Here is a 7,426-nt window from a genome sequence, read left to right as displayed (position 1 = left end):
ACGTCTCCTACGGCGATGAAGGCCTTGGCGGCCTGTTCGGCGGCGGCGGGATGAGCGGCATCCTGACGGCGCTGCTCCCGGCGGTCCTGCAGCAGGCGGGGCTGGGCGATCTCGGCCTCGGCGCGCTCGGCGGCCTTGGCGGCGGTGATCCGTACGGCGCGCCAAGCTATGAGGGCGGCTACGATCCGGCTTATGATCAATATGCAGGCGATGCCGGGCTCGGCTCGCTCGGAGGCCTCGGCGATATCGGCAGCCTCCTTCCAGTGGTCGGAAGCCTGCTCGGCGGCGGCCTCGGCATCGACGATTCGCTGCTCGGCGGCCTCGGCGGCCTAGGCGGCGGCGGTCTCGGCGAGCTTGCCGGCCTCGGCGGCCTCCGCGGAGCAGCGGACGGCATGATGACCGGCTATGACGATTATGCCGGCTACGAAGCCGACCCGCAGGCGACCTTGCTCCAGGCCGTGCTGCCGGCGCTGATGGGCTGAGGCAGATCTCCCTCCCCCCCCCGGGGGGGGAGGGGACACCCTAGAGCGCGATCGCCACGGTCTTGAGTTCGGTGTAGCCCTCGATCCCGTACCGCCCGCTCTCGCGGCCGAAGCCGGATTGCTTGAAGCCGCCGAAGGGGAGGGAGGTGTCGGCGGCCGAATTGGTGTTGCCCCAGACCATGCCCGCCTTGAGCTTGGCCGCGAGCTTGTGCATCGCCGAGACGTCGCGGGTCCAAACGCTTGCGGCGAGGCCGTAGGTGGTGTCGTTCGCCGCCTTCGCCACCGCGTCGAGATCGTCGAAGCGCTGGGCGGTGAGGACGGGGCCGAAAATCTCCTCGCGCACCACCGACATTTCGGGCTTCACGTCGACGAGGATGGTGGGGTTCACGAAATAGCCGTCGCCGCCCGGCGTGTCGCCGCCGCTCAGCACCGTCGCTCCCGCCTTCCGGCCCTGCTCGATATAGCCGAGCACGCGCTCATGCTGCTCCGTGGAGACCAGTGGGCCCATCATCGTGTCCGGGGCAAGGCTCGGACCGACCTTCCACTTGCCGGCATTCTCGGCCACCGCTTCCAGCAGCTGATCGAAGATGTCGCGGTGCGCGTAGAGGCGCGAGCCAGCAATGCAGACCTGGCCCGAATTGGCGAAGATCGAGCGGGCGGCGCCGGCGGCGGTTTTGGAAATGTCGACATCGGGGAGGACGATCACCGGCGACTTGCCGCCGAGCTCCAGCGTCACGCGCTTCAGGGTGTCGGTGGCGGCGCGGTTGATCAGCTTGCCGACTTCGGTGGAGCCGGTGAAGGCGACCTTGTCCACGTCCGGATGGCGGACCATGCGGTCGCCCGCGGTCTCGCCCATGCCGGTCACGATGTTGACGACCCCGGCCGGGATGCCCGCTTCCGCGATGAGGTCGGCGAGGCGGAGCACGCTCAGGCTGGTCTGCTCGGCGGGCTTCAGCACGATCGTGCAGCCGGCGGCGAGCGCCGGCGCGATCTTCTGCACGGCCATCATCAGGGGGAAGTTCCAGGGCACGATCTGCGCGCAGACGCCGATCGGCTCGCGGCGGACGTAGGCGTGGAGGGAGCCGGTCGGGAAGGTCGCCGGTTCGACATGGTCGCCCGTCAGCTTGGTCGCCCAGCCGGCCATGTAGCGGAGCGTGGCGACGGAGCGCGGGAGATCGTAGCCGGCGGACGCGCTCCGCGGCTTGCCGTTGTCGATCGATTCGAGCTCCGCAATGTCGGCGATATTGGCTTCCAGCAGGTCGGCCAGGCGGTGGATCAGGCGCTCGCGCTGCTGTGGGGCAAGGCCGGTCCAGCGGCCGTCGTCGAAGGCGGTGCGGGCGGCGGCGACGGCGCGGTCCACATCCTCGACGCTCGCATCGACCACAGAGGCGATCTCGCGGCCGGTGGAGGGATCGTAGACCGGGATCAGCTTGTCGTGCGTCGAGCGCACCCACTCGCCGTTGATGAACAAAGCCGCCTCCCGCGCGAGCGCCTTGCGGGCCGCCTCCGAATAGTCCGGCTGCGGGGCGATGCTGGTCATCTCGTTCATTGTCCGATCCTTTGAATTCGTGCCCGGCCTATAGCGGCGGCGGCAATGCTAGGCGAGGATGGAGCGGGCCTTCTGGACCTGCTCCTCCGCGTTCTGCCGGGGTGGCCGAACGACGCCCCGCTGCACCGCCGGGCGCGCGGCGATCTGGTCCATCCACCGCTTCAGATTGCCCAGGCCGCCAATGTCGATCCCCGGCCATTCGTAGGTGTGCACCCACGACCAGTTGGCGATGTCGGCGATCGAATAGTCGCCGGCGAGATACTCATTGGCGGCGAGGTGCCCGTCCAGCACCTCGAACAGGCGCCTGCCTTCCCGCTGGTAGCGGTCGATGGCGGGCTGGATCCTTTCAGGGAAGTAGCGGGTGAAGACGTTCGCCTGGCCCATCATCGGGCCGACGCCCCCCATCTGGAACATCAGCCACTGAATGACGCGGCTGCGGCCCTTTTCGTCGGGGGGAAGGAGACGGCCGGCCCTTTCGGCGAGGTAGAGCATGATCGCGCCGCTCTCGAACACGGCGAAACCGTCATTGCCGCAGTCGACGATCGCGGGGATTCGGCCGTTCGGGTTGATCGCGGTGAACCACGGCTTCTTCTGCTCGCCCGAGGAGAGATCGATCGAGTGGAGCTCGTAGGGGAGCTCCAGCTCCTCGAGCGTGATCGAGGCCTTCCAGCCGTTGGGCGTGGCGGCGGTGTAGAGATCGATCATATGAAGTTCCTGTGAAAAGCTGAGGGAAGGGGGCTTTTCCTCTCCAGCCCGATGGAAGGAAAAGCCGGCTAGCAGTATCAAGCAGCTCTAGAAAAGAACTTTGATTTGGTTGTTATTGAAGTGGACATTGCCCGCAGGCTTTTTCATGCTGCTCCGATCGCAGCAAAGGGGGCTTGCTATGCATTACCTCGGGATCGTCGCACTGGGTGTGTTCGCCATCTCGGCTGGGGGGTGTACGACCTCGCTCAGCACGGAGCCTGACGTTTATCGAACAGCTACGCCAACATCGGCGCTGAAAGGCATACCCTACAGCCTACCGATGCAGCAATATGATGTCACCGTCACGCGTACCCTTACCGCCTGCCCAGAAGGCATACCAGCTCCGGCGGCGACCGCGGCCGACCCCGCTACGAAACGGAAGGATCTGACCTTTTCAGTCGTCGCAGAAGCAACGCCGCTGATTGTGGCCGGAGAACATTATCTGATCGACTACAGCGCCCTGTCCAACATGATGAAGACGACGAGCTTTGCCATCGAGCATTATGAAAAAAGCAGGACGCTGAAATCGATCAACGTCAGCGCAGACGACAAGACGGACGAGGTGCTGAAGGCGGTGGCGAAGACGGCGCTTTCGATCGCCTCAATAGCATCGCCGCCCAACGTGGTATTCGGGGAGTCCGCCCCGCCGACGCGCACCTTAACGACAACACCCAAGGTGATGTGCACCGAGGAAGCGGAGAAGCTTCTTGCCACCTCAAAAGCCGCGAAAAGCGATCTGGAGACGAAAACGGGTCTTCTTACCGACACTACCGCTGAAATCTCGAAGCTGGCCCTGCTGGGCGCGGTATCGGATGCTCAGAAAGACCGGCTGTTCGGACTTATGCAGGAGCAAAGGCTGCGAAGCGATGCCGTGGACGCAGCAAGGAAGGCCCTAGCCAAGGCGCTCGAGGATTTGACGATCACGCACAAGCAGCGCTGGCCGTTAGCCTTCAACGAAACCCGCGCCGAGAGCCCCTTGTCCGATCCGATGAAGGTCAAGCTGGCCATGAAGCTACTTGAGGTCCGGAACACGATCGTGGACCCGAACAAACCCGTTCAAGACAAATGCGAGGGGACGGAGGCGGACGTGCTTGAATGTGTGGTGCCTAAGCTCGCGACCTATCTGCGACTGGAGCCCATCGATGGCGCAACCGCTCCATGCGATCCCGCCAAGCCGCTGGTCGGCTGCTCGATCAGCCGTACGGGCTACGAGGCACGCGATGCGGCTGCCGATGCCGGCATCTTCGTCCGACCACCGATCGACGGCCGGCTGGTAATTTGCAAGGAGACCGAGGGCTGCGACTCGCAGAGCGAAGCTGCGATCTTGAGAGGGGATGCCATGCCGATCCCTCAGCTCGGGCAGCTCCGGTTCCTGCCGTTCAAGAATGAGATCTTCGAGAACAACCAGCTGGCCCTGCATCTGCGGGAGAATGGGATGATCGAAAAGTTCGAATATCAGAACAAGTCCGCCGCCCAGCGCGCGGCACTTGCCGCGAGCGACATCGGGTCGCAGATAGAAAAATATTATGACGAGCGCCGCGCGGAGGAGAAGCAGGCCGCAAAGGATGCGCGTGAACTGCTCGCAGCCACCCGTGCCGAGGAGGCCGCTGTGATCCAGCAGCAGATTACTCTCCTGACGAAGGAGAAGGAATTGGACTCGCTCAAGAATCCGGATCCCAACGCGGCGGTCACGGCCGACTGGCTGGCCCAAGCAGCTCTGTATAAGGCGGAACTTGCGGCAATTACCGCTGAGGAAGAGTTGGCAGCTCGGAAAAAGCCCTAGTCAAAGGCCCCTAAGCGCCTGCGCTGGCCGCGCCGCCAGTGCAGGTAGGGAGCCGAGGAGGCCGAGTACAAGGGTAACGATCGCGCCGGCGGCCAGGGTGAGGGCAATGATTGCCCAATCGGGCGCCCAATCGAGTTCGAGTACCTTCACGACGACGTACCAGCCGGACGTGGCTCCGAGCGCGAAGGCAACCGCGCTGACGATGAGCGCGAGCGCGGTGAATTCGAGCGCCTGGGCGGTGAGGATCCGGGAGCGGGTGGCGCCGAGCAGCTTCAGGATCACGCTATCGTAGATGCGGGCGCGGCGGGAGGCGGCGAGGGCGCCGACCAGAACCGCGATGCCCGCCAGGATCGCGACGCTCGCCGCCGAACGGACGGCGACGGAGAGCTGGCCGAGCATGTTCGAGACCGCCTCCACCACTTCCTTCACCCGGATCGCGCTGATCGTCGGAAAGGCGCGGGAAACGGCGCGGGCGAAGGGGCGCTCCTGGGCTTCCGGCATCGAGATCGTCGCCATGAAGCTGTGCGGCGCGCTCTCCAGCGTCCCCGGAGCGAAGATGATGACGAAGTTGAACCCCATCGTATCCCAGTTGATCTCGCGGAGTGAGGCGATGGTGGCGTCGATCTCGCGGCCGAGGATCGAGACGGTCATCGTGTCGCCGACCTTCAGCCCCGCCGCGCGGGCGGCTTCGACGTCGAGCGAGATGAGCGGGGGCCCCTGATAGTCGGCAGGCCACCATCTGCCGGCGACGACGCGGCTGCCCTGCGGCACCGCGGCTGCGTAGGTGAGGCCGCGGTCCCCGCGAAGGAACCATGCCCCCTCTGGGATCTCGGCCATGTCCGCGACCCTCTGGCCCTTCACCGCGACGACGGAGCCGCGAAGCGAGGGGATGGTGACGAGCTCGCCCTGCGGCGCCGCCCGGGTGGCAAGCGCGCGGAAGCGGGGGACGTCCTCGACGGGAATGTCGAGCATGAAGAAGCTCGGCGCTTTAGCTGGAATGGTGGTGCGGATCTGGCCGGAAAGGTTGGTCTCGATCACTGCCAGGGTGGTGAAGAGGGTGAGGCCGAGGCCGAGCGCGACGACGAGGCGGCCGGTCTGGGCGCCCGGCCGGTGCAGGTTTGCGAGTGCGAGGCGGAAGATGGGGTTGCGCGGCCGCGGCAGCTTCGAAGCGGCCCAGCGGATGAGGGCGCCGAGCAGCGTCAGGAGCAGGAGGAGGGCGAGTGCGGAGCCGATGAAGCCGGCGGCGAAGATCGGCTCGCGAGCGGTGAGAATGGCAAGTGCCGCGATCAGCGCGGCGGCGGCCAGCACTCCGATGAGGACCAGGAAGGAGGGGCGGCGGAGCGGCTCCAGGCTGCCCCGGAACAGCGAAGCGGCGGCGACGGTGCGGGCGCGGGCGAGCGGCGGCAGCGCGAACACGAAGGCGATGAGGAGGCCATAGGCCGCGCTCACGACGAGCGGCAGCGGGTAGAGCGAGAGGCGCGGCGGCACGGGAAGGGCGCTTCCCGCGACGAGGGTGACGATCCATGGCGCGGCGGCGCCGAATGCGAGGCCGACCAGGATCGCTCCGAGTGCGACGATGCCGATCTGGAGCAGGTAGGAGAGGAAGATGGTGCGGCTGCTTGCGCCAAGCAGCTTCAGGGTCGCGATCGTTCCGCGCTTGCCGTCGAGATAGGAGGAGACGCCGTTGCCGACGCCGATCCCGGCGACGATGAGGGCGGTGAGACCGACGAGGGTGAGGAACTGGCCGAGCCGCTCGATGAAGCGGCGCGTGCCGGGGGCGCCGTTGGTCCGGTCCTGGACCTGATAGCCGGCATCCTTGAAGCTCGTGCCGAGACGCTTGCTGACGGCCGTCACGTCGGCGCCGGGCGCCAGCTTCAGGCGATAGGCATTGGTGTAGAGGCTCCCGGGCTGGACGAGGCCGGTGGCGGCGAGGCCGGCGCGGTCGATGAGCGCGGTGGAGCCGAGCGTGAAGCCCTGGCCGACGCGGTCCGGCTCCTCGGCGATGAAGCCGACGATCCGGAGCTCGGCATTGCCGATGCGGATGCTCTCGCCGATCCGGACGCGGAGCCGGTCTGCAAGCTCGGAGCCGATCGCGACCTGGCTTCGGGAGGGGCGTGGAACGAGAGCGCCCTGCTGCAGCCGCAGAGACCCGAACAGGGGGTAGGCGTCGTCGACGCCCTTGAGCTCCACGAGCACGCTTTCGGCGCCATCGAGCCGCGCGGCCATGGCGCGCATTCGGGTGACGTGCGACAGCCGCCCCTCACGCCGGAAGGCGGCGAGCTCCTCGGCCGTGGCCTCGCGCTGCGCAACCGTGAGCTGTACGTCGCCGCCGAGGATCGACTGGCCGCGCTCGGCAAGTCCGGAAACGATCGCCGCCGAGAGCGACCCCACCGCTGCAAGCGCCGCAACGCCGAGGAACAGGCAGACGGCAAGCAGGCGAAGCCCGGTGAGGCCGCCGCGCAGATCCCGAAGCGCGAGGCGGAGGGGGAGGTTCACGCGGTCCTGCTGTCCGACACGATCCGCCCGTCCTGCATCTCGAGCACCCGGCCGCAGCGGGCGGCGAGGGCGGGGTCGTGGGTGATGACGAGGAGGGTCGCGCCGGTATCGCGCTGGCGGTCGAACAGGAGGTCGAGGATCGCGGTGCCGGTTGCGGCGTCGAGATTGCCGGTCGGCTCGTCGGCGAAGATCAGCTCCGGCTTCGGCGCGGTGGCGCGGGCGATTGCCACGCGCTGCTGCTCGCCGCCCGAAAGCTGCATCGGATAATGGGTGAGGCGGTGGCCGAGGCCGACCGCACCGAGCTCGGCCGCCGCGATCGGGAAGGCGTCCGCTACGCCGGCAAGCTCGAGCGGAACCGCCACATTCTCGTGC

5 protein-coding genes and 1 pseudogene are annotated in these 7,426 nt (G+C 67.0%); 2 read left to right on the top strand and 4 right to left on the bottom strand.

Annotated features, from left to right (window positions below; translation table 11 throughout):
- A pseudogene (locus VF662_RS11655) lies at positions 1–482 on the top strand (hypothetical protein); the annotation flags it as partial.
- A gap of 40 nt (positions 483–522) precedes the next feature.
- On the opposite strand, the gene VF662_RS11650 reads toward VF662_RS11655, so the two are convergent.
- Together VF662_RS11650 and VF662_RS11645 are read right to left on the bottom strand one after the other, a co-directional pair.
- Positions 523–2,031, bottom strand: a complete 1,509-nt coding sequence (locus VF662_RS11650) for an aldehyde dehydrogenase family protein (protein WP_464141298.1) — start codon at positions 2,029–2,031, stop codon at positions 523–525.
- A gap of 48 nt (positions 2,032–2,079) precedes the next feature.
- Positions 2,080–2,736, bottom strand: a complete 657-nt coding sequence (locus VF662_RS11645) for a glutathione S-transferase family protein (RefSeq protein WP_464141295.1) — start codon at positions 2,734–2,736, stop codon at positions 2,080–2,082.
- 178 nt (positions 2,737–2,914) lie between these two features.
- Here VF662_RS11645 and VF662_RS11640 point away from each other — a divergent pair, with 178 nt between their 5' ends.
- On the top strand, positions 2,915–4,558 hold the full coding sequence (locus VF662_RS11640) for a peptidylprolyl isomerase (RefSeq protein WP_464141291.1): 1,644 nt from the start codon (positions 2,915–2,917) through the stop codon (positions 4,556–4,558).
- Here VF662_RS11640 and VF662_RS11635 read toward each other — a convergent pair whose 3' ends face one another.
- Entirely contained in the window at positions 4,559–7,054 is a 2,496-nt protein-coding gene (locus tag VF662_RS11635) for an ABC transporter permease (protein ID WP_464141288.1), read from the bottom strand. It lies immediately after the preceding gene.
- A partial coding sequence (locus tag VF662_RS11630) for an ABC transporter ATP-binding protein (protein WP_464141286.1) occupies positions 7,051–7,426 on the bottom strand: 376 nt, incomplete at its 5' end. The genes VF662_RS11635 and VF662_RS11630, both read right to left, overlap by 4 nt.

The sequence above is a fragment of the Allosphingosinicella sp. genome, assembly GCF_036387215.1.
Taxonomy (GTDB): Bacteria; Pseudomonadota; Alphaproteobacteria; order Sphingomonadales; family Sphingomonadaceae; genus Allosphingosinicella.
This window is presented reverse-complemented; position numbering and strand designations above follow the sequence as displayed.

What these genes read in the sequence shown, in the direction of transcription:
- VF662_RS11640 (WP_464141291.1), top strand. Translation starts at nt 2,915, where the DNA reads ATGCATTACCTCGGGATCGTCGCACTGGGTGTGTTCGCCATCTCGGCT.
- VF662_RS11650 (WP_464141298.1), bottom strand. Translation starts at nt 2,031, where the DNA reads ATGAACGAGATGACCAGCATCGCCCCGCAGCCGGACTATTCGGAGGCG.
- VF662_RS11645 (WP_464141295.1), bottom strand. Translation starts at nt 2,736, where the DNA reads ATGATCGATCTCTACACCGCCGCCACGCCCAACGGCTGGAAGGCCTCG.